The organism is Novilysobacter antarcticus, from assembly GCF_019802285.1.
In the GTDB taxonomy this organism is placed as follows: Bacteria; Pseudomonadota; Gammaproteobacteria; order Xanthomonadales; family Xanthomonadaceae; genus Novilysobacter; species Novilysobacter antarcticus.
Genome location: NZ_JAIEUJ010000002.1, coordinates 834,328 through 851,922 on the forward strand (window position 1 = coordinate 834,328; position 17,595 = coordinate 851,922).

A 17,595-nucleotide genomic window follows, 5' to 3' on the forward strand; every position below is an offset into this window, starting at 1 on the left:
GGCAATCGGGCGCCGCACGCAGCCGCGCCGGTCACCGCATCGCCATTACTCGGGTGCGAAGAACTCGTTGCCGTGCATATCCAGCAAGTCCAGCGCGCGACCGCCGCCACGGGCTACGCAGGTCAGCGGGTCCTCGGCGACCTGCACGTGGACGCCGGTCTCCTCGCTCACCAGCCGGTCGAAGTCCGCGAGCAACGCGCCGCCGCCAGTCAGTACGATGCCGCGCTCGGCGACGTCCGCACCCAGCTCCGGCGGGGTCTGCTCCAGGGCCAGCTTGATCGCGGTGACGATGCCTGCCAGCGGCTCGTGCAGCGCCTCAAGGACTTCGTTGGCGGTGATGGTGATCATCTTGGGCACGCCCTCGGCGAGGTTGCGTCCGGTGATCTCCATGCTGGTGTTTTCTTCCTGCTGGTATGCGCAGCCCAGCGTCTCCTTGATGCGCTCGGCCGTGGCCTCGCCGATCAGGGTGCCGTAGGTGCGCCGGACGTAGGCGATGATCGCCTCGTCAAAACGGTCGCCGCCGATGCGCACTGACGCGGCATAGACGATGCCGTTGAGCGCGATCACCGCGACTTCGGTGGTGCCACCGCCGATATCGACCACCATCGAGCCGCGCGCCTCGGCCACCGGCATACCGGCACCGATCGCCGCCGCCATCGGCTCCTCGATCAAATAGACCTCACGGGCACCGGCCTCCTCGGCCGATTCCTTGATCGCGCGGCGCTCGACCTGGGTCGAGCCGCACGGCACGCACACCAGCACCCGCGGGCTGGGCCGCAGGAAGCGCGACTTGTGCGCCTTGCGGATGAAATGCTTGAGCATTTCCTCCGTGTAGGTGAAGTCGGCGATGACGCCGTCCTTCATCGGCCGGATCGTGGTGATGTGACCGGGCGTCCGGCCCAGCATCAGCTTGGCTTCCATGCCGACCGCGGCGACGGTGCGGTTGCCGCCAACCACGCGGTCCTGGCGCACTGCAACCACCGATGGTTCGTTGAGCACGATTCCCTGGCCGCGGACGTAAATCAACGTGTTCGCCGTGCCCAGATCGATGGACAGGTCGTTGGAAAACATGCCGCGAAACTTCTTGAACATCGTCGATTGGGCCGTGGGAGGGGTGCCGGAAGCGGTCGACAAGACTAGCAACCGCCCCCTTGCCGGGCAAGGAGAAATGGCGTATCCCGTCATAAATGGGCGTTTCTGGTCGCCTCTCCCCGCGCGGGGATCCCGGGCCCGGCGAAAGACGCGCGAGCAGGGCCCGGCTGGCCGCGACCCCGGCCAGCGGATATTCTATGCGGCGCGCGCCAAACGGTGACCTGCGCCCCACCCATCCGTCAAACCACGCTCCTGCCAGGACCACGCCGGCGGAGCTCCCCCGGAGTGCGATTACCGATGTCAGCCCTGATCTGCGGCTCGCTGGCCTACGACACCATCATGGTGTTCCCCGACCAGTTCAAGAACCACATCCTGCCGGACAAGGTGCACATCCTGAACGTCTCCTTCCTGGTGCCGCGGATGCGGCGCGAGTTTGGCGGCTGCGCGGGCAACATCGCCTACAACCTCAAGCTGCTGGGCGGCGACCCGATCCCCATGGCGACCGTCGGCCAGGATTTCGGCCCGTATCGCGAGTGGTTCGAGCAGCAGCAGATCCGCCTGGACCACGTGAAGGTGATCGACGAGCTGTTCACCCCGCAGGCGTTCATCACCACCGACCACGACAACAACCAGATCACCGCCTTCCATCCCGGCGCGATGATGCGCTCCTACGAGAACCACGTGCGCGATGTCCCCGGCGTCACCATCGGAATCGTCAGCCCGGACGGCTACGAGGGCATGATCCAGAACGCCAACGAGTTCGCCGAGGCCGGCATTCCGTTCATCTTCGATCCCGGCCAGGCGATGCCGCTGTTCAACGGCGAGGAGCTGCGCGCCTTCATCGAGCAAGCTGACTACGTCACCGTCAACGACTACGAGTCCAACCTGCTGCAGGAGCGCACCGGCTGGGACGAGGCGACGATCGCCAGCAAGGTCAAGGCGTACATCGCGACCCGCGGGCCCAAGGGGGTCATGATCCACGCCGACGGCGAGGTGCATGATGTGGCTCCCGCGCACGAGAGCCGCATCACCGACCCGACCGGCTGCGGCGATGCGTTCCGCGCCGGGCTGATCTTCGGCATCCAGAAGGGCTACGACTGGCCGACCATCGGCCGCATCGGCAACCTGATGGGGGCGCTCAAGGTCGAGCACCCCGGCACCCAGAACCAGCGCTTCGATTACGACGAGTTCGCCGAACAGTTCCTGCAGCAGTTCGGGTACGCGTTGTAAGCAACTGCCGGGCACGGCTTTGAAACCCCTCGCCTTTACTTTCGCCCTGCTTTTTTTGGGGGGAGTTACATCGGCCAGTGCCTGTTTTGGAGCGGATTATTCGATCAGCGAGAAGCGCGCTGCCTTCGTCGCCGCGTCCAAGTTTCAAGACGACGAATGCGAGCAAACCCTTGCCGAGTTCGTAGCTGACCTCACACAGGACGCCCTCACGTGGAGATCGTTGAGAAAGCACGCCGGGACCGATGATTTCACCCGATCAAGCTTCGACGAGAGAGGGGCTTACACGGCCGGCGGGAGACTGCGAGACGCACCATCGATCCGCTTCGACATCAGCGTGACTGCATTGCAGCCGCCAGATGTCGGAAACGGACTGATCCAGACGGTTCGTTTAGCCGTTCCAACACAGGGTAGTGGGGCCACCTGCATCCGGATGAACGAGCTGATCCGCGCGCTGGGTTGGGACACGGCGCCTCAACCACCGATACCGCTTCACAACGGCGGGTCACAGTACGGTCGCATCGGAGTAGTCAATGGCACGGAGGTGAGGATAGGTTCCTACGGACACCACTACCCCTGCGTCGACACGATCGCGTTGTTTCAGATGCCCCAAGCAGATCCGGTGGACCGTGAGGTTCCACCGTTCTGATTCTAGTTCCAGCCGGGCATGCGCTCCGGATCCAGGCCGCCGACTTCGAATGACGCGGTGCGTTTGCCGCCGGCCTTCACCGGGAATTCGATGCTGAGCACGCCGGCCTGTTTGGCCAGCTTCCACAGCGTCTTCTCGTCCTCGACGAACATGGCGATCGCATCGTCGGTGTCGGGGCGGCTGCCGGCCATGGAGCGCGGCTTCTCCTCGTCGACGGTGACCGCGAGCTTGCAGCCCTTGTAGCAATCGAAGTCGCCGGCCTCCAGGACGAGGTAGCTGCTGCGGCCCCACTCGGGGTGGTCGCGGAAAATCAAGCGCACCGGCCGCGCGGCCTTGCCGTCGGTCTCGACGTTTTCACGCGCGTAGATCGCTGCCGACAGCTGCTCCTTCTTGCCGACCGGCTGGGTCTGATAGGACCACAGCCCGGTCAGCCGCCGGGCCTCACGGACCTGGTGCGCCTTGGCAGCGGCGTTTTCGTGCCGTTCGCCGATGCGTGCGGCGGCCTCGCTGTTGGGGTACTGGTCGATCAGCACGTCACCGTGAGCCTTGGCCAGATCCCATTTTTCCGCGTCGTACTGCGCGTTGAAGTCCGCCTCCATCGCATCGGCCTTGCGCTCCATCTCTGCAGCGTGCTCGGCGCGGACGACCTCCGGATCCGGCGCCGGCTCGCAACCGCCAAGCAACATCGCGCACATCACGGCAACGAACAGCAGTGATCTCGCCCGCGTCAATTGCGGACCGGATTGCGGTCGATGGTCGGCGGGCTCGAAGGGCTTACAGGTCATTGCGGGGTTCTCTTGAGTGCAGGACTCAAGCGTGCCTGATTTTCAGTGGTTCTTCTCGCATCCGATGGGGCTAGCAGTGCCGCCGACGTATGGCCGCATGGTGCCGATAGGTGCTTTGCCCGGGATTTTCGCGGGAGGGCCGGGGGTGAACGCCCTTGGCTGCGAATGTCCCCCGGCACCGATGGAGCCGGTGCCTCCTCCTTTATTTCGCACCAAGGGCGTTCACCCCCGTCGACCAGCATGACGGTGGTTGTAGAAGCTCAGGAACGCCAGTTTCAGCGTGATCTGTATGCCTTCTGGGCGAAGTAAAGGAGGAGGCAGCCGCCGCAGGCGGAGGCCGGGGGACATTCGCCTGGAAGGCGTACAGATCGCGCCTTCCGCACCAGCCCAGATGAGCGCGGATACGAAAGCCGGAAGCCGGATACAACGCGACCGCCCGGAGGCGGCCGCGAGGAAGACGTCCAATCAACTGAGCGATCAGTCGACCGGCTTGGTCACCGACTTGTCGCCCTTGGCCTCGGCGATCACGGCGTCCACCGAACCGGTGGTGATCGGGTGGTAGCCGGGACGTGCCTGGGCGAGGACCTTCTCGGCCATTGCCAGGCCTTCGGGCGTTTTAACCAGCTCGGCGTAGGTCGGCATGATCAGCTTGCGGCGGCCGACGCGCTCCAGGAAAGCAGCAATTGCGTCGTTGGCTTCCGGGTAGCCGCTACGCACGGTCAGCGGGTACCAGCGCATCGCGATCTCGCCGTTCGGGGTGCCGGTGAACTTGTAGGCGGCGTCCAGCGCGGCCAGCTGCTCGTGGCTCAACGTCTCCGGCATACCTTCCAGGAAGTGCAGCCATTCCTGCGTGCTCCACTTGGCGGTGGCATCGCCGGCCGGCAAGGTGCCGTCGTCCAGCCAGGCCTTGCAGACCGTGTCGACCGCGTCGAACTGCGGCGACTTGGTCACCGGCGCGGACTCGGGGATGCCCTGGCCGTAGATCCACTCGTCCAGCTCGGCCTCGGTGACCTTGCCGGGATGCTTGGCCAGCAGGTTGTCCTTGGCGTACTGGATGAAGGTCGTGGTCGGGATCGACTGGAACGCGAAATGATCAAAGTAGCCGCGCAGGAATGGGTCGAAGTCCTCGCGGCCGAAGCGGTGCTCCAGGAACATCATGAACCAGGCGCCCTTGTCGTAGGCCACCTCGGTCAGGGTGTCGCCGGCCTTGACGTGGATGTCGGGACGGATCGCCAGCGCCTGCGCCTGCGGCTCCATGTCGCCGATGGTCTTGCGCAGCTCGTTCTGGGCAATCGCCGCTTCCATCTTGGCGAAGTCCTTGCCGTACAGCGACTCGATGATGCGGTTCTCGACGTAGCTGGTAATGCCCTCGTTCATCCACTGGTCTTTCGGGCTGGAGAAGGTCACCAGGTTGCCGGCCCAGCTGTGCGCCAGCTCGTGGGCGATCAGCGATACCAGCGACTTGTCGCCGACGATCACGGTCGGGGTGGCGAAGGTCAGGCGCGGGTTTTCCATACCGCCGTACGGGAAGGACGGCGGCAGCACGAGGATGTCGTAGCGGCCCCAGCGGTACGGGCCGTACATGGCCTCGGTGGCCTCGATCATCTTCTCGGTGTCGGCGAACTCGGCAGTGGCTTTGGCGACCATGGCCGGTTCCGCCCAGACGCCGCTGCGGTCGGAGATCGGCTTGAACACCAGGTCGCCGGCGGCGATCGCCAGCAGGTAGGACGGGATCGCCTGCGGCATGGCGAAGGTGTAGTCGCCGTCACGCTCGGCCTTGGGGTCGTTGTCGGCGCTCATCAGCACCATCACGTCCTTGGGGCTGGTGACGTGCGCGGTGTAGGTGAAGCGCACCCGCGGCGTGTCCTGCAGCGGCACCCAGGAACGGGCGTGGATCTGCTGCGACTGGCTGAACATGAAGGGCTGCTTGCCGCCCTCGGTCATCGCCGGGGTCAGCCACTGCAGGCCGGATGCCTCCGGCGAGGTGCGGTAGGTCACGCGGACGCGCTGGTTGCGGTCCGGCACCTGGATGGTCAGCTTGCTGCCCAGGCGCTTGTCGGCGTCGGCCAGCTCGTACTTGAGGTCGGTCCACTTCTCGTCGCTGCGCTCGCCTACCACCTTCTCGATGGTCAGGTCGCGGGTGTCGAGCACCAGTTCGTTGGCGTCATCGGCGACCCAGTCCAGGTCGTAGGTGGCACTGCCGCTGATTTCCTTCGCATCGAAATCGACGTCCAGCGCCAGCGCGAGGTCCTTGATGCGGACCTTGTCGGGCTCGGCATAGGACAGCGAGTCGTATTCGGCCGGCGCAGCGGTGGCCACATTGGCATCGGGTTTGGCGGCGGTATCGGCGGCCGGCGCGTTATCGCGCGAGCAGCCGCCCAGTACCACGGCAGCGGCGAAGCACAGGGTCAGGATCGAGGAACGCATGGGCAGGCCCGGGGTTGCAGGACAATCCCCGAGTGTAGCTGCGCCCGCGCGGGGCGCGAAGTAACTTCCGTCCTACACCTTGTAGCCGGTGTGGATGGCAACGATGCCAGCGGACAGGTTGCGGTAGCTGCAGCGGGCGAAACCCGCGGTTTCCATCATCGCCCTCAGCTCGTCCTGCGGCGGGTGCTTGCGGATGCTCTCGGCCAGGTACTGGTAGCTGTCGGCGTCCTTGGCGAACAGCTGGCCCAGGCGCGGCAGGATCTTGAAGGAGTGGAAGTCGTAGATCGGCTTGAACCACTCCGGCTTGACCTCTGAGAACTCCAGCACCCGTGCCTGACCGCCGACCTTCAGCACGCGGTGCATCTCGGCCAGCGCGGCGTCCTTGTCGGTCACGTTGCGCAGGCCGAACGCGATGGTGACCAGATCGAAGCTGGCATCCGGGAACGGCAGCTTTTCGGCATTCATCTGCACGTATTCAAAACCGGCGACCTTGCCCTTGTCGGTCATCCGGTCGCGGCCGACCCGCAGCATCGCGCCGTTGATGTCGCCCAGCACGATCGAACCGGTATCGCCCACGCGGTCCTTGAGCAGCAACGCGATATCGCCGGTGCCGCCGGCCAGATCCAGCACCCGGTCACCTCGCTTGACCTGTGCGGTGGCAACGAAAAAGCGCTTCCAGATGCGGTGGATGCCCATCGACATCAGGTCGTTCATCAGGTCGTAACTGCCGGCGACCGAGGAGAACACTTCCCCGACCAGCTTCTGCTTGTCCGCGGTGGGGACATCGCGGAACCCGAAATGGGTCGTGCCGGCGGGTTTGGCATCCGGTGCCGGGCCAGCGGTGGAGGCGTCGGGCGTGGTGGTGTCGGGGGCGGTATCAGGGCTTGGATCGTTCATGGGCCGATTATCGCACCGCCCCGCCGGCGCTGCGCTCACGCGCTCGACATCGCGCACGCCCGCGGCGACGATCACTCCAATCACCGCCACCGGCCAACCGATGATCAACACGCCCGACTACCCCGCCCTGCTCGCCACCGCCGTCGCCGAAGCCCGCCAGGGGCTGGCCGAAGGCGGCATCCCGATCGGCGCCGCGCTGTACCACGCCGATGGGCGCCTACTGGGCTGCGGCCACAACCGCCGCGTGCAGGACGGCGACCCGTCCAGCCACGGCGAAACCGACGCCTTCCGCAAGGCCGGCCGCCAGCGCAGCTATCGCGAAACCATCATGGTCACCACGCTGGCCCCGTGCTGGTACTGCAGCGGCCTGATCCGGCAGTTCAATATCGGCACCGTGGTGGTGGGTGAGTCGGAAACGTTTCGTGGGGGGATCGACTGGTTGGGCGAGAACGGCACGACCGTGATCGATCTGGCGGACAAGGAGTGCATGGAGATGATGCAGGGGTATATTGCCGCTAATCCCGAGGTCTGGAACGAGGATATTGGGGAGTGATGGACGTTTGCTACCCGAAACAGACGGCGCTTTGCCTGTAACGGATTGATTGCATTGAGGGGGCTCTCGGAAATTTCGCCGGGTAGCTGGAAATAGACACAAGGAATAGGCACCCGGTTGGTGTCTAATAGGTGTTAGCGGACTATGGCTACAAAACCACTCGACAGACTTATGTTTGCCCAAGGGGGACTCTGCTACTTCTGCAGTGCGCGACTGTCAAAGGCTGACGCGAGTGTTGAGCACCTCGTGCCAACCGCCCGCGCGGGAAGCAACAGCGACGACAATTGCGTAGCGTGCTGCAAGGCTATAAATTCTTTACTTGGCAGCATGTCGCTAAAGGAAAAGATTAAGGTAGTTCTGAATCAAAAAGGAACATTCGTCTGTCCAAATCGACAAGATCCAATAGCGCAGTCGCTGCCAACGGCTTCGCAAGTAAAAGCGCAACCCGTTGTAATTTCAATGACTCCACCGCCTGTTGCTAAAAAGACTTCAGCCACCGCGCCAGTTGTCAAGAAAGCGATATCTCACCAGGTTTCGGAAGAAACGGCGACGGCCGTGCTCAAGACCATCAAGAACCTCGGGCCCGCGCGCCCACGGCGAATTAAGACCCTCATGTCAACGATGAAGTCGTTTCACAAAATTAAGCTTAGCGATAAGCAAATTGCAACGCTAATTGAACAGTTCCGGAAGGCCGGTAAAGTCATAGTTAATGGAGTACAGGTCAGCTACAAGTTATAACGGGTTACCCTCTAGCTGGTCACTCAAGCCGAACCCGCGAAGTCCAATTTTCAGGCAGACTGCTGGTTCGATTTTCCGAAGCCACCGCTCACACGTTGCGGGTCGACTTAATTCCGATGCTAGCACTCATGGCGAGAGATCTTGAGGCACTTCTGAGACAGATCGACGACGAACGAGCTCGGCACCTCGTCCTTGGGAAAGCAACGTTCGAAGCTGACGGCGGCAAGCTCTTTTCTCTAGACTTCTGGGCTGGAGCAGCAATCAATCGCTCTCTGAGTAATTGCTTCGCTTTCACTCAAATGGTTCGTACCGAGAACTACTTGGCGGCAGCATCACTTGTCAGACTTCAACTCGACACGTTTTTGCGGTTCTTCGCTTCATACCTCGTGAATGATCCTCACGAGTTCACAACGTCAGTTCTCGCAGGCACCGAAGTAAGAAAACTGAAAGATCGTTCTGGCAAACCAATGACAGATCGACATCTCGTTGATGCTGTTGCCGCTGAATTCCCGTGGGTACCCAGCGTTTACAAGCAGACCTCCGGTTTCATTCACCTTTCGGACAAACACGTATTCGGCACCATCCAATCGGTAGATGATGATGGAGTGCTCTCGATGCACATAGGTTCAGATCCGCGCCGCTTCCCTGACGAGCTTGGGGTTGAGATGGCTGAAGGCTTTATCGCAGCCACCGATGCGCTGTGCCAGTACTTACAGGGGTGGGCGTACACGAAGGAAAATCCGCAGCTAGTTGAGTCAGCTCGGACGCACCTAGGTGAGTCCTAACTGGTCATTCAAGCTGAACCCACGAAGCCCCATTTCCAGACAGAGTCGTGGTTCGGCCTCCATCAGCGTCCGCCCCACGCGTTGCGGGTCGGCTTAATTCCGGTGCGACGCCCCCTATGAAAGGATTCCCGACATGGATCGTCATCACACTCACGGCGATCTTGCTCTTCGGCGGCCTCGAGATAGCAGAGTTATTTGCACCGGATACGGATGAACTTCGAATCAGCGAGCTTTCAGCAGCACCACCAGAATTATTTCTAGGTGTTGGCATACCTGTCGTGATCCTTGAGGCACTCTTCTGGACGGTGTGTTTCGTTGAGTTGGCCGCCAAGTACGGAAGGTCCGCCCTGCTGGGCGCCGCTTTGGGAGTTCTGGGGTACGGGGTTTTGTTTCACTGGTCTGAAGGACTTGTCTCGATCTTGGCGTCTAGCTGGATCGCCTTGGTTCTAAACGGCAGCTACGTTCTCCTGCTTCAGCGCTCTCGAACAGTGGCAATCCTCTCCACAGTTGCGCTTAAAATTGTTTTCCTCTTTTCTGTAGCGTTTACTATCTACGGGTAGAAGTGAATTCACCGACCAAGTGCCGCACGCGCCTAACTGGCCGTTCAAACCGAACTCCCGAAGTCCCATTTCCAAGCAGAGTCTTGGTTCGATTTCCATCAGCGTCCGTCCCACCGTTGCGGGTCGGCTTAATTCCGGTGTGAGGCGGCAGGAGCAAGCATGGCCACGGACCGAGACTTCGTCGAGTACGTAACGGAACAAGTCGGCTTAGGTGATCGCCTGACTTCTAAGAGGATGTTTGGTGAGTACGCTCTCTATCTAGACGGAAAAGTCGTCGCCTTTGCGTGCGACAACAGTCTCTTCATTAAGCCATCGGCTGCGGCCACCACGATCGCACCACGCTTGCCGCAACGTCCGCCGTATCCAGGCGCAAAGGACTATCCCGTTGCCGACGAGCTGCTGGACGACACTGATGCGCTCCGCCTACTCATTACAGACACAGCTGCGCTCATGCCATTGCCGAAGCCTCCCAAGCCTCGGAAAACAACAGCCAGCAGGATGCGCGCCAAGCCTCCGTTCTAACAATTCGTCCAAGCCGAAGCGGTAGCTCCTTCGGCTCAGTGGAAGTGCGCCTCAGCGAGCTTCCCGGTGTGCTCGAGCAAAGCGTAGCCACTCCTAGCTTCGCCTGCGATGGTGAGAACGTCACTCGTGAAGCATCTTGCCCCTTCAATGCCCCACAGACACTCAACGATGCTGCTTTTTTCATCAACGATGAGGATCTACGCCTCAGGCGCGCAGTTTTCTGGCTGTTTCGTCAGGGTTCGCGGCTCACGTGCGGGGCTTTTTTCTTCGAGCGTGAGCCTCAAACTTCGATGGACGGCGCTTTTCACGCCACCGATGACCCCCGGTAGCTCAGCAACGAGGATTTTTTGCTCAACGTCGGCGCCGGTCCGGGAGTACGGCTACAGCGTCGGCTGTCTGGAGGGCATCAGTCCGTTTGATCTGCCCGGCGTGGAGACCGAAGATGGTGTCCACCACCCGGCAGATCGACTTGACTAGCGAAATCCCGCTCCCGACCACCCCCGCCCTCGACGCCCGTCGCCGACCGATTACCCGTGAAGACCTGATCGAGGCCGCGTTGGCGATCCTGGGACCGAACCGGAGCGTCTCCACGCTGGGTTTGCGCGAGGTGGCGCGCGAGGCGCAGATCGCGCCCAACAGTTTCTACCGCCACTTTCGCGATATCGACGAACTGGCCGTCGTGCTTATCGAGCGGGCAGGCACGTCGTTGCGGGCCATCATCGGGCGGGCGCGCAATCGCGCCGACACCAATGGCGGCGTGGTTCGCAGTTCGGTCGAGGCGTTTTTTGAGCAATTACGCGCGGACGACAAGCTTTTGCACCTTCTTTTGCGCGAAGGCCTGGTGGGCTCGGATGCCTACAAGCAGGCGGTGGACCGGCAGCTGCGGTTCTTCGAGGAGGAACTGCGCCTGGACCTCATCCGCCTGTCCAAGCTCAACCGCGTCCCAATGCATGAGCCGGCGCTGGTCGCCCGGGGGATCACGCGGCTGGTGTTTGCCGTTGGCGGCAGCGCGATGGACCTGCCGCCGGAGCGCTATCCGGAGCAGATCAATGAGCTCACCACGATGGTGCGGATGATCGTCAACGGCGCGCAGGGCACCAACCTGGCGGCCAAGTAGCGCCTACCGCAACAGCTCGGCGCGCTCGCGGCGAAGGCTGCGGATGCGGCGCAGCATCTGCCAGGTACGGGCAGCCAGGTACGGCAGGTACAGGACCGCGGAAAAAATCAATCCGCCTTGCAACTTCTGCAGATGGATGTTCGGAATCAGCACCCACGCAAACGCCACTATCGCCAGTGCGATGGGCACGCCGGCCCAGTGCGACGCCAGGATGAAACGGGCGCGGCCAAGCTCGGCATCGATCAGCCCCACTAGGCCGCCGTCGGGCGAGCCAAACAGGCGATAGCGCCGGCGCAGCAGAAGATAGAGCGCCTGGCATACCACCAGCAGGACCGCCGCGACCACCAGCCAGGGGCGAAGGCCGGGATCGTCCGTCCAGGCCCATCCGATGAAGCCAAGGGCAACCACCAGCGAGCCCAGCTCGCCCATCAAGCCGAGGCGGGTTCGGCGCGTGTGGCGATGCAGCCGTTGCTGCAGGATTGCCGGATCGCCGACGTCCATCGAATCCCATTGCGCCGCCAGCGCATCCCATTCCTGATTGCTCATTTCGCGGCCTCCAGAAGCGTGCGCAGATGCTGTCGCGCCCGCGACAGGCGTTGATCGACGGTGTTGCCGGGCATCCCGAGGATGTCGGCGATCTCCCGATTGCTGAAGCCCTCCAGCACCAGCAGCACACACTCGCGCTGGCCGACCGGCAGGCCGCGCACCGCCTGCAGCAACTGCTGCCGGCGCTGCCATTGGCCCGCGTGCTCGTCCGGGCGCGGGTCGTGACTCTCAAAGCTGTCGTCGATGGCGTCACTGTCGAAGCGGTTGGAGCGCTTGCGCACGTGATCCAGTGCGGCGAACTGCGCGGTGCGCGCGACGAACGCCTTCAGCGGACCCTCGCCGCGAAACGCGGGAAGCGCCTTCCAGATCGCGACCGACATTTCCTGGGCGAGGTCATCGCGCGCCGCGGTGGTTCGTGTGTAGCCCGAGGCGATGCGGAACAGCATCGGGCCGTGCTCGCGCAGGACCGCGTCGATGTCGGTCACCGGCCGGGCGTGGCTCACGTTGCCGGGTCCGGCCCGAGTGCTGCTGTTTGCGAGCTCCATGCGCGCCTCGTTTTCATCCACATAGCCTTGTTAGACGTGGACGTCTCGGAAAACCTGACACGTGCGCCTTGCGAGCGCAGCTGCGACAGCGTGATCAACCACGACGTTGGGGGTAGTTCCCAAGAAAAAAGCCCGCCGGGTGGCGGGCTTTCGGTCCAGCGGTTAAAGGATATAGCGGCTCAAATCCGGATCCTTCACCAGCTCGCCCAGGTTGGCGTCGACGTAGTTGCGGTCGATGGTGATCGCCTGGCCGTCGCGGTCGGGCGCCTCGTAGCTGAGCGTATCCAGCAACCGTTCCAGCACCGTATGCAGACGGCGGGCGCCGATGTTTTCCTGGCGCTCGTTGACCAGCGCGGCGATCTCGGCGATGCGCTCGATGGCATCGTCGGCGAAGGTCAGGCTGACGCCTTCGGTCTTCATCAGCTCGACATACTGCAGCGTCAGCGCGGCCTTGGGTTCGGTCAGGATGCGGATGAAGTCGCCCTTGGTCAGCGCGGACAGTTCCACGCGGATCGGGAACCGGCCCTGCAGCTCCGGGATCAGATCCGATGGCTTGGCCATGTGGAACGCGCCCGATGCGATGAACAGGATGTGGTCGGTCTTCACCGAGCCGTACTTGGTGCTGACCGTCGAGCCCTCCACCAGCGGCAGCAGGTCGCGCTGCACGCCTTCGCGGCTGACATCGCCCCCGCCGACGTTCTCGCCGCGCTTGGCGACCTTGTCGATCTCGTCGATAAACACGATGCCGTGCTGCTCGCAGGCCTCAATCGCCGCCTCGCGGACTTCCTCTTCGTTGACCAGCTTGCCCGCCTCTTCCTCGATCAACAGCGGGCGCGCGGTCTTGATGGCGATGGTCTTCTTGTGGGTCTTGTTGCTGCCCAGCTGGGAGAACATCTGCCGCAATTGCTGGCCCATCTCCTCCATGCCCGGTGGGGCCATGATGTCGACGCCGACGTTGACCGCGGTCTCGATGTCGATCTCGCGCTCGTCAAGCTCACCGGCACGCAACTGGCGGCGCAGCTTGATGCGGGTTTCCGACTCCTGCGCGGACGGCTCGGCCGCGGCGGCGTGCGGATCGAACCCGATGCCGCCGCCCAGCCCCGTGGTGCGCTTGGGCAGCAGTGCATCCAGGATGCGGTCCTCGGCGCGCTCCTCGGCCTCGGTGCGGACCTTCTGTTTGGCCTGCTCGCGATACAGCTTGACCGCGGTATCGGCCAGGTCGCGGATGATCTGCTCCACGTCCTTGCCAACGTAGCCGACCTCGGTGAAGCGGGTCGCCTCGACCTTCACGAACGGCGCGTTGGCCAGGGTCGCCAGGCGCCGCGCGATCTCGGTCTTGCCGACACCGGTCGGGCCGATCATCAGGATGTTCTTGGGCATGACCTCATTGCGCAGATCGTCATCGAGCAGGCTGCGGCGCCAGCGGTTGCGCAGCGCGATGGCCACCGCGCGCTTGGCGTCCTGCTGGCCGATGATGTGGGTGTCGAGCGACTGCACGATCTCGCGCGGAGTCATCGTGGCGCTGGTGTGGTTGAACTTCATGCTTACAGTTCCTCAACGACGACGTTGCGGTTGGTGTAGATGCACACGTCACCCGCGATGCCGATCGCTTCGGTGGCGATGGTGCGGGCGTCCAGATCGGTGTGGGCGTACAGCGCGCGGGCGGCGGACAAGGCGTACATGCCGCCCGAGCCGATGGCGATGATGCCGTCGTCGGGCTCGATGACGTCGCCGGTACCGCTGATGATCAGCGAAGTTTCCTTGTCGGCCACCGCGAGCAGCGCCTCGAGCTTTCCGTAGCGGCGCTCGGTGCGCCAGTCCTTGGCCATCTCGACGGCGGCACGGGTCAGCTGGCCGTGTTTCTCCAGCTTGGCTTCGAAGACTTCAAACAGGGTGAACGCGTCGGCGGCGGCGCCAGCGAACCCGGCGATGACCTGCCCGTCGCGGCCGAGGCGGCGGATCTTGCGGGCGTTGGACTTCATCACCGTGTTGCCCAAGGTGACCTGGCCGTCACCGGCTATGGCGACGCGGCCGTTGCGGCGCACCGAGACGATGGTGGTGGCGTGGAAGACTGTGGGGTTCTGGCTGGGGTCCATGTGGGCCTCCGTGGTCGAACCCCTTTGATGGGGGTCGCGCGGCGCTGTTCAAGCGCTGGGGGCTGAATGGGTGGTTGCGCATGGGATACGCGGGGGCGGCTGCCGGGTACCGTTTCCAGTCGCTCCACGAAATTCGCTTTGTGGAAACGGCACTCGACAGCCGCTCGCAGGAACGGAGGCGTCTTGGTGGAAAAACCCCCGGCTACCACCGCCTTTGCCCCACGCCTCCGGAAGTCTGGTGGGCGGGGCGGGGGACCCGGTTCAACCAAGCGAATATCGTGGAGCGACTTGAACCGGGTCCCGCACCCCGCCCCCTCGTGCTTTAAACCGACCCCCCGTCAATCCTTCGAAGACGGTTTCCGTTTGGCGCGAGGGTGAGCCGCGTCGTACACCGTCGCCAGGTGCTGGAAGTCGAGGTGAGTGTAGATCTGCGTGGTGGCGATGTCGGCGTGGCCGAGCAGCTCCTGTACCCCGCGCAGGTCGCCGGAGGACTCCAGGATGTGGCTGGCGAAACTGTGCCGCAGCATGTGCGGGTGCACGGCTTTCGACAGGCCCTGCCGCTGGGCCAATTGACGCAAGCGGTACTGCACGGCGCGCGGGGTGATCGGGCCGTTGCGGCCGGGGAACACGGGACTGTCGTTGGCCGCGCCGGTCGAGGCGCGCCACTCGGCCAAGGCGACGCGGGCGTAGGACCCCAGCGGCACGCTGCGCTGGCGGCTGCCCTTGCCCAGCACGGTCACCAGGCCGTCTTCCAGATCCAGGTCGCGCCAATGCAGGGCGCACAGCTCCGACAGACGCAGGCCGGAGGAATAGAACAGCTCCAGCAGCGCGCGGTCGCGCAGGCCCAGCGGCGCGTCGGTGGGGACTTCTACCAGCACCTTGACCTCGTCGGCATCGAGGACCTGCGGCAGCTTGCGCGGCGCTCGCGGGGCGCGGATCGTGGCGGCCGGGCTGGCGCTGATGCGGCCGTGGCGCAGCAGCCACGCATAGAAGCTGCGGCAGGCGGACAACCGGCGTTGCAGACTCTTGGGCGCCAGCCCGCGGCGGTGCTCGGCGGCGATGAAGCTGCGCAGCGAGTCGGCCTCCAGCCCGACCAGATCGCGTGCCTGCGCGGCCGCCCACTGCGACAGCGTCGTCAGGTCGCGGCGATAGGCATCCAACGTATGGGCGGAGACTGCGCGCTCGACCTGCAGGTGGTCGAGGAACGCGGCGACCGTGGGATCGAGCGGCGAGGCCGACCCGGGCGCGGTCGTCCCGGGATCAGCGGGCATACCTCGCCAGCGCCGTTTCCAACGCCTCGCCCATCATCTGCAGAAACAGCGTGCCCATGCCGGGGAAAAACCGGTTGGGATCGCGGCTGCCCACGGCCACCAGGCCCAGCGCGGGCAGCGGGAGCAATGCGGTGGACTGCACCTGGTCGGCGCTGTCGCCGTAGAGCAGCGCGTGCTTCTCCGGCTGCAGGCGACCGCACAGCGGCTCGCCGTCGGCAAGGCAATCCTGGAACGGTTGCAGGCGCGCATCGTCGCGTTTGACCACCTGCAGCCAGTCGCTCTCGTCGAGCCCGTCAATCGCCTCAAAAAGGACGATTTTCACCAGATCGCCGTTGAAATCCTCCGCAAGCGTCGCGGCCATCGCGCGCACGGTGTCGGCGGCAGTGTCCTGGCGCATCAAGGCGAGTGCCAGCTGGTGCGTCCGCACCGCCAGCCGCTCGTTCTCCTCGGCGTTGGCAAACAGATCGCGCAAGCGCTTGGACAGTTCGCGGTTCTTGTCGCGCAGCACCTCCAGCTGGTAGCTGGCCAGGGAGGCAGCCGAGCCTTCCTCGCGCGGGACCACCAGGCTGATGGCCAGGTCGGGAAACTGCTGCAGGAACGTGGGATGGCGGCGCAGCCAGGCGGCCACATCGTGCACACCCAGGGTTTCGGTGGTCTCGCTCATGCGTTCCATTCTCCTTCAAATACGAATGCGGCTGCGCCGGTCATCGCAACCGGCTGGTCGTCGGCGGGCCAGGCAATCTGCAGCTCGCCTCCGGGCAACGACACGCGCACGTCGCGATCGACCAGCCCGCGCCGGGCGAGGATGGCAACGGCCGCGCACGCGCCACTGCCACAGGCCAGGGTTTCACCGACGCCGCGCTCGTACACGCGCAAGCGGATGTGGTCGCGGCCAAGGATCTGGGCGAAACCGACATTGACCGATTCGGGAAACGCCGAGTGGCCTTGCAGCCCGGGGCCGACCATGTCCAGCTCGGCGGTATCGATATCCTCTACCTCGATCAGCGCGTGGGGATTGCCCATCGATACCGCGCCCACCGGCAGGATGCTGCCGCGCACCGGCAGCACGTAGGGATCGCGGGGGGCGTCGAAGCCGACCATCGGAATTTTTGCCGGCTCGAACTGCGGCACACCCATGTCGACGCGGTAGCGGCCATCCTCGAGGCGCTGCACCGTGTGCGCGCCAACCGGACTGTCGAGCTGGAACTCGCCGGCCGCCGGCGCGCTGCCCTCGCGCACCAGCCAGGCGGCGACGCAACGGGCGCCGTTGCCGCATTGTTGCGAGGTCGATCCATCCGCGTTCCAGATGCGGTAGCTGGCGATGGCGGCCGGGGTGCGCGGCGCTTCGATGGTCAGTATCTGGTCGCATCCCACGCCGTGGTGGCGATGGGCGATGGCGCGGCACAAGCCCGGGTCTGGCGCGTCCCGGTCACCGCGCAGGTCCAGCACGACAAAGTCGTTGCCGGCGCCGTGCATCTTGCTGAAAGGCAGGGCGGAGGTGGACCCGGTCCGTGCGCCTTCAGTCATTCCCGTCGTCGTCACCGCCCACCTCGGGAATCGGGTCGGCACCGAGTTCTTCGATCGTGTCCTCGGTCGTGGCGTCATCCTCGACCGGTTCAGTGGCGTCCACAGCCTGATCGTCGCTATCGATCGGGGTATCGGCCGGGACGGCGTCGGGCATGACCAACGGGCCGCTGTTGCCGCAACCGGCAACGGCCAGCGGCAGGGCAAGTACGAGGGCGAGCAGGCAAATCGGAAGTCGTGCGTTCATCGCCGCAGTGTAAC

The 17,595-nt window shown here is 64.1% G+C and carries 20 protein-coding genes and 1 pseudogene; 9 read left to right on the forward strand and 12 right to left on the reverse strand.

Going from position 1 to position 17,595, the window contains the following annotated elements; translation table 11 throughout:
* Positions 1-45: 45 nt before the first annotated feature.
* Entirely contained in the window at positions 46-1,092 is a 1,047-nt protein-coding gene (locus KZ491_RS08540; protein ID WP_043957283.1) for a rod shape-determining protein, read from the reverse strand.
* 297 nt (positions 1,093-1,389) lie between these two features.
* Here KZ491_RS08540 and KZ491_RS08545 point away from each other — a divergent pair, with 297 nt between their 5' ends.
* Both KZ491_RS08545 and KZ491_RS08550 read left to right on the forward strand, forming a co-directional pair.
* On the forward strand, positions 1,390-2,322 hold the full coding sequence (locus tag KZ491_RS08545) for a carbohydrate kinase family protein (RefSeq protein ID WP_222565386.1): 933 nt from the start codon (positions 1,390-1,392) through the stop codon (positions 2,320-2,322).
* 19 nt (positions 2,323-2,341) lie between these two features.
* Complete coding sequence (locus tag KZ491_RS08550) at positions 2,342-2,968, forward strand: hypothetical protein (protein ID WP_222565387.1); 627 nt, start codon at positions 2,342-2,344, stop codon at positions 2,966-2,968.
* Between the two features lie 2 nt (positions 2,969-2,970).
* On the opposite strand, the gene KZ491_RS08555 is transcribed toward KZ491_RS08550, so the two are convergent.
* The 3 genes from KZ491_RS08555 to ubiE form a co-directional block, all read right to left on the reverse strand.
* Positions 2,971-3,753: a hypothetical protein gene (locus KZ491_RS08555; RefSeq protein ID WP_246606632.1), complete on the reverse strand. Its 783-nt coding sequence runs from the start codon at positions 3,751-3,753 to the stop codon at positions 2,971-2,973.
* Positions 3,754-4,230: 477 nt separating this feature from the next.
* Positions 4,231-6,180: a M1 family metallopeptidase gene (locus KZ491_RS08560; protein WP_222565388.1), complete on the reverse strand. Its 1,950-nt coding sequence runs from the start codon at positions 6,178-6,180 to the stop codon at positions 4,231-4,233.
* Positions 6,181-6,252: 72 nt separating this feature from the next.
* Positions 6,253-7,077 carry a bifunctional demethylmenaquinone methyltransferase/2-methoxy-6-polyprenyl-1,4-benzoquinol methylase UbiE gene (gene ubiE / locus KZ491_RS08565; protein ID WP_222565389.1) on the reverse strand — a complete coding sequence of 275 codons (825 nt, stop codon included), beginning with the start codon at positions 7,075-7,077 and terminating at the stop codon, positions 6,253-6,255.
* A 100-nt stretch (positions 7,078-7,177) separates the two neighbouring features.
* Between ubiE and KZ491_RS08570 the strand changes: the two genes are divergently transcribed.
* The 7 genes and pseudogenes from KZ491_RS08570 (at position 7,178) to fabR (ending at position 11,352) form a co-directional block, all read left to right on the forward strand.
* Positions 7,178-7,630 (forward strand): nucleoside deaminase, encoded by a 453-nt coding sequence (locus tag KZ491_RS08570; RefSeq protein ID WP_222565554.1) that lies wholly within the window; start codon positions 7,178-7,180, stop codon positions 7,628-7,630.
* A gap of 171 nt (positions 7,631-7,801) precedes the next feature.
* On the forward strand, positions 7,802-8,368 hold the full coding sequence (locus tag KZ491_RS12970) for an HNH endonuclease (RefSeq protein ID WP_425493131.1): 567 nt from the start codon (positions 7,802-7,804) through the stop codon (positions 8,366-8,368).
* 116 nt (positions 8,369-8,484) lie between these two features.
* Positions 8,485-9,153, forward strand: a complete 669-nt coding sequence (locus tag KZ491_RS08580) for a hypothetical protein (RefSeq protein WP_222565391.1) — start codon at positions 8,485-8,487, stop codon at positions 9,151-9,153.
* Positions 9,154-9,269: 116 nt separating this feature from the next.
* Entirely contained in the window at positions 9,270-9,713 is a 444-nt protein-coding gene (locus KZ491_RS08585; protein WP_222565392.1) for a hypothetical protein, read from the forward strand.
* Positions 9,714-9,872: 159 nt separating this feature from the next.
* On the forward strand, positions 9,873-10,235 hold the full coding sequence (locus KZ491_RS08590; RefSeq protein ID WP_222565393.1) for a TfoX/Sxy family protein: 363 nt from the start codon (positions 9,873-9,875) through the stop codon (positions 10,233-10,235).
* A gap of 372 nt (positions 10,236-10,607) precedes the next feature.
* Positions 10,608-10,712: pseudogene (locus tag KZ491_RS12755) on the forward strand (GFA family protein); the annotation flags it as partial.
* Positions 10,678-11,352 carry an HTH-type transcriptional repressor FabR gene (gene fabR / locus KZ491_RS08595; protein ID WP_222565394.1) on the forward strand — a complete coding sequence of 225 codons (675 nt, stop codon included), beginning with the start codon at positions 10,678-10,680 and terminating at the stop codon, positions 11,350-11,352. The pseudogene KZ491_RS12755 and the gene fabR, both read left to right, overlap by 35 nt.
* Before the next feature lie 3 nt (positions 11,353-11,355).
* On the opposite strand, the gene KZ491_RS08600 is transcribed toward fabR, so the two are convergent.
* The 8 genes from KZ491_RS08600 to lptM all read right to left on the reverse strand — a co-directional run bounded on the left by KZ491_RS08600 (position 11,356) and on the right by lptM (position 17,581).
* Positions 11,356-11,898, reverse strand: coding sequence for a hypothetical protein (locus KZ491_RS08600; RefSeq protein WP_222565395.1), 543 nt, complete (start codon positions 11,896-11,898; stop codon positions 11,356-11,358).
* The gene (locus KZ491_RS08605) at positions 11,895-12,401 is read right to left on the reverse strand and encodes an RNA polymerase sigma factor (RefSeq protein WP_343225580.1); all 507 of its coding nucleotides are present in this window, start codon (positions 12,399-12,401) and stop codon (positions 11,895-11,897) included. The genes KZ491_RS08600 and KZ491_RS08605 overlap by 4 nt, the downstream gene beginning before the upstream one ends.
* A 204-nt stretch (positions 12,402-12,605) precedes the next feature.
* Positions 12,606-13,985: an ATP-dependent protease ATPase subunit HslU gene (gene hslU / locus KZ491_RS08610; RefSeq protein ID WP_246606633.1), complete on the reverse strand. Its 1,380-nt coding sequence runs from the start codon at positions 13,983-13,985 to the stop codon at positions 12,606-12,608.
* A 2-nt stretch (positions 13,986-13,987) separates the two neighbouring features.
* Positions 13,988-14,539, reverse strand: a complete 552-nt coding sequence (gene hslV / locus KZ491_RS08615) for an ATP-dependent protease subunit HslV (RefSeq protein WP_222565397.1) — start codon at positions 14,537-14,539, stop codon at positions 13,988-13,990.
* Positions 14,540-14,877: 338 nt separating this feature from the next.
* On the reverse strand, positions 14,878-15,810 hold the full coding sequence (gene xerC, locus KZ491_RS08620) for a tyrosine recombinase XerC (RefSeq protein ID WP_222565398.1): 933 nt from the start codon (positions 15,808-15,810) through the stop codon (positions 14,878-14,880).
* Positions 15,800-16,474, reverse strand: a complete 675-nt coding sequence (locus KZ491_RS08625; RefSeq protein WP_222565399.1) for a DUF484 family protein — start codon at positions 16,472-16,474, stop codon at positions 15,800-15,802. Before KZ491_RS08625 ends, xerC begins: the two co-directional genes overlap by 11 nt.
* The gene (dapF, locus tag KZ491_RS08630) at positions 16,471-17,337 is read right to left on the reverse strand and encodes a diaminopimelate epimerase (RefSeq protein WP_222565400.1); all 867 of its coding nucleotides are present in this window, start codon (positions 17,335-17,337) and stop codon (positions 16,471-16,473) included. The genes KZ491_RS08625 and dapF overlap by 4 nt, the downstream gene beginning before the upstream one ends.
* Positions 17,330-17,581, reverse strand: coding sequence for an LPS translocon maturation chaperone LptM (gene lptM, locus KZ491_RS08635; protein WP_222565401.1), 252 nt, complete (start codon positions 17,579-17,581; stop codon positions 17,330-17,332). The genes dapF and lptM overlap by 8 nt, the downstream gene beginning before the upstream one ends.
* Positions 17,582-17,595: the final 14 nt, after the last annotated feature.

Bases quoted from the DNA above. Each gene is read 5' to 3' on its own strand.
- KZ491_RS08540 (WP_043957283.1), bottom strand. From the start codon at position 1,092: ATGTTCAAGAAGTTTCGCGGCATGTTTTCCAACGACCTGTCCATCGAT.
- KZ491_RS08545 (WP_222565386.1), top strand. From the start codon at position 1,390: ATGTCAGCCCTGATCTGCGGCTCGCTGGCCTACGACACCATCATGGTG.
- KZ491_RS08555 (WP_246606632.1), bottom strand. From the start codon at position 3,753: ATGACCTGTAAGCCCTTCGAGCCCGCCGACCATCGACCGCAATCCGGT.
- KZ491_RS08560 (WP_222565388.1), bottom strand. From the start codon at position 6,180: ATGCGTTCCTCGATCCTGACCCTGTGCTTCGCCGCTGCCGTGGTACTG.
- ubiE (WP_222565389.1), bottom strand. From the start codon at position 7,077: ATGAACGATCCAAGCCCTGATACCGCCCCCGACACCACCACGCCCGAC.
- KZ491_RS08570 (WP_222565554.1), top strand. From the start codon at position 7,178: ATGATCAACACGCCCGACTACCCCGCCCTGCTCGCCACCGCCGTCGCC.
- KZ491_RS12970 (WP_425493131.1), top strand. From the start codon at position 7,802: ATGTTTGCCCAAGGGGGACTCTGCTACTTCTGCAGTGCGCGACTGTCA.
- KZ491_RS08580 (WP_222565391.1), top strand. From the start codon at position 8,485: ATGCTAGCACTCATGGCGAGAGATCTTGAGGCACTTCTGAGACAGATC.
- KZ491_RS08585 (WP_222565392.1), top strand. From the start codon at position 9,270: ATGAAAGGATTCCCGACATGGATCGTCATCACACTCACGGCGATCTTG.
- KZ491_RS08590 (WP_222565393.1), top strand. From the start codon at position 9,873: ATGGCCACGGACCGAGACTTCGTCGAGTACGTAACGGAACAAGTCGGC.
- fabR (WP_222565394.1), top strand. From the start codon at position 10,678: ATGGTGTCCACCACCCGGCAGATCGACTTGACTAGCGAAATCCCGCTC.
- KZ491_RS08600 (WP_222565395.1), bottom strand. From the start codon at position 11,898: ATGAGCAATCAGGAATGGGATGCGCTGGCGGCGCAATGGGATTCGATG.
- hslU (WP_246606633.1), bottom strand. From the start codon at position 13,985: ATGAAGTTCAACCACACCAGCGCCACGATGACTCCGCGCGAGATCGTG.
- hslV (WP_222565397.1), bottom strand. From the start codon at position 14,539: ATGGACCCCAGCCAGAACCCCACAGTCTTCCACGCCACCACCATCGTC.
- xerC (WP_222565398.1), bottom strand. From the start codon at position 15,810: ATGCCCGCTGATCCCGGGACGACCGCGCCCGGGTCGGCCTCGCCGCTC.
- KZ491_RS08625 (WP_222565399.1), bottom strand. From the start codon at position 16,474: ATGAGCGAGACCACCGAAACCCTGGGTGTGCACGATGTGGCCGCCTGG.
- dapF (WP_222565400.1), bottom strand. From the start codon at position 17,337: ATGACTGAAGGCGCACGGACCGGGTCCACCTCCGCCCTGCCTTTCAGC.
- lptM (WP_222565401.1), bottom strand. From the start codon at position 17,581: ATGAACGCACGACTTCCGATTTGCCTGCTCGCCCTCGTACTTGCCCTG.